This window comes from Rhizobium sp. 2YAF20, from assembly GCF_052114685.1.
Classification (GTDB): domain Bacteria; phylum Pseudomonadota; class Alphaproteobacteria; order Rhizobiales; family Rhizobiaceae; genus Rhizobium.
This window is the reverse complement of record NZ_JBFRFF010000107.1, coordinates 1-2178: the sequence shown is the minus strand read 5'-3', so window position 1 is coordinate 2178 and position 2178 is coordinate 1. Positions and strand designations below refer to the sequence as shown.

General features: G+C 60.1%; 4 protein-coding genes. 3 read left to right on the top strand and 1 reads right to left on the bottom strand.

All coding sequences use genetic code 11. The features are described 5' to 3' along the window. Positions 1-301: IS6 family transposase (locus AB4Z52_RS36020; RefSeq protein ID WP_442222583.1), on the bottom strand; the 301-nt coding region annotated here is incomplete at its 3' end. 348 nt (positions 302-649) lie between these two features. Between AB4Z52_RS36020 and AB4Z52_RS36015 the strand changes: the two genes are divergently transcribed. The 3 genes from AB4Z52_RS36015 to AB4Z52_RS36005 form a co-directional block, all read left to right on the top strand. After that, positions 650-952 carry a type II toxin-antitoxin system Phd/YefM family antitoxin gene (locus AB4Z52_RS36015; protein ID WP_442222582.1) on the top strand — a complete coding sequence of 101 codons (303 nt, stop codon included), beginning with the start codon at positions 650-652 and terminating at the stop codon, positions 950-952. Then, entirely contained in the window at positions 949-1422 is a 474-nt protein-coding gene (locus tag AB4Z52_RS36010; protein ID WP_442222581.1) for a type II toxin-antitoxin system VapC family toxin, read from the top strand. The genes AB4Z52_RS36015 and AB4Z52_RS36010 overlap by 4 nt, the downstream gene beginning before the upstream one ends. 198 nt (positions 1423-1620) lie before the next feature. Then, positions 1621-2178, top strand: a 558-nt coding sequence (locus tag AB4Z52_RS36005; RefSeq protein ID WP_442222580.1) for a DUF746 domain-containing protein, incomplete at its 3' end; no start/stop codon positions are given.

Genomic DNA, 2178 nt, shown 5'->3' with positions numbered 1-2178 from the left:
CCTGATCAACGGCGCGCCACAGCCAGTGCTTCTTGCCTCGGATCGAAATGACGGCCTCATCGAGGTGCCACTTGTCTCCAAGCTGGCCGGATGAGCGACGACGGATGTCGATGGCAAAGGTCCGCCCAAATTTCTCCGCCCACAGCCGGACCGTCTGATGGGAGACAATGATCCCACGGGCAGCCAGCAAGTCCTCGACCATCCGTAGGCTGAGAGGGAAACGGAAATAAAGCCATACGGCGTGGGCAATGATTTCAGCGGGAAAGCGATGGCGGCGATAGAGCGGATCACGGTCTGTCATGGCCCGTCATCGCACATCGAATGCCACGTTCCGTTAAGTTGACGATGCCATCCAGATTGCTGCTCGGGTTTTCAGGGCTCTCTGAACCGGAAGCCGATATGGGGACCAAGCTTTTGGCGGAGGTGTTCAAGCACGAGGACTTTCGCAAGACTTCCGAGCCTTGAATCGGTTTTGCCCAACATCTGCGCGGCTGCCGAATGAGGATTTCAGCGACAGCACCCGTTCGTTGGCGTCGTCGAGCAGCCGCTTCCCCTTCCCCGATCACTTTCCTGCTTTTTCGGGCAGCGCGATGTGGAAGTCCGGCGATGGGCATGCTATGTAGCTGACTAGCTGACTAGGAATGGTTCGATGGGCAAACACGCGGAACTAACGAAGACAAAGAGGTCTGGCAGCCGGACGGCGGGCGGACGATGGAAGCTTGAAGACGCGAAGGCACGGTTCAGCGAGGTGGTGCGGCATGCGCGCGAAGACGGGCCGCAGCGCGTGACTGTGCGCGGTCACGATGCAGTCGTCGTGATGAGCGTCGAAGAGTTCGAGCGGCTCGCTCAGCAAAAGCCTCGGGCACCGTTCGTCGAATTTATGGAGGGTTTGCATCTCGGCGGACTTGATCTGACACGAGAGGCCGATCACGGTCGGGATGTCGAGCTTTGAGGGGCTGGCTGCTCGACACGAATGTCGTGGCCGCCCTGATCAATCCGCAGGGCGCCCCGTCGGTAAAAGCCTGGGCCGCTGGGCAGGACGAAGAGACGTTCCACATCAGCGTTCTGACGCTCGCCGAATATGACAAAGGAATTCACAACCTTCCCGACGACCACGCCGATCGGCAGCGCTACATTGCGTCGCGCGATGCGCTGGCCGAGCGCTTCGGCACGCGTGTCCTGTCTCTGGATGACGAAATCGTTCGCCGTTGGGGCCGGACTTCCGGTGAAGTGAAGCGCGCGAGCGGCCATCCACCGCCGGTGATCGACACGATGCTCGGCGCAACGGCGATCGAGCACAATCTCTATCTGGTCACACGCAACGTGAAGGACACGAAGCCGTCGGGCGCGATGGTGTTCGATCCATGGAACGATGATGCGGGAATGTTTCCGTTGAGCCCCCGCGTCAGCAGACAGCGATAGCCACATGACGAAGGGCCGGTCCTGCGAGGGGCCGGCGGCAACGCTTAAAAATAGCCAGAAAGCATTTTTCAGAAGGCTTGTGACTTTCGCATGGTGCACCTAAAACATCCCGCTGTTTCAGCAGGCAAATTTTCGCTCCAATGTTCAGATGCGCAGTCACCCTAACGGCCCTTCTGTTGCACCGGCAATGAGATTGACATGACGACAACGGTCCCCCCGAAACGTGTATTCGACCCGATGATGCCGCGGATGGGGCACTATCGGCCAATTCCCGATTCGGAAGACGAGGCGTTGACCGCCTGGCTGCGGGGGCAGTTCGATGAGATACTGTCGCTGTCGGAAGCACCGCCACGCTGTCCGCATTGCGGAGGCGGCGAGACGGTGCTTGCCACGCGCGCAGCCGATCCGAAGCCGGTCCTGCCGGTGTTCCGGTGCGTCGCCTGCGACGTGCATTTCCGCCGCACCACCGGCACCCCTCTGTCGAGGCTGAAGTTTCACAACTTGCCACAGTTCATCGCGCTGCTATCGCAACAACGACCAGTCACGGACGCAGCCGCGATCCTTGGTGTCAAGCCGGTATCGGTCACGCGCTGGATCAAGCGCACGCGGCAATGGATATTGCAACTTGATCCGTCCGGCCACTGGGACGCAAAGGTTCGGCTGGGCATGGAGATCCGGCCTGATATCGTGTGCCCGCATTGCGGGGTGGCCGATCAGATGCATTATCGCGGCTTTGCTTTTATCGCGGCTTTGCTT

Bases quoted from the DNA above. Each gene is read 5' to 3' on its own strand.
- AB4Z52_RS36015 (WP_442222582.1), top strand. From the start codon at position 650: ATGGGCAAACACGCGGAACTAACGAAGACAAAGAGGTCTGGCAGCCGG.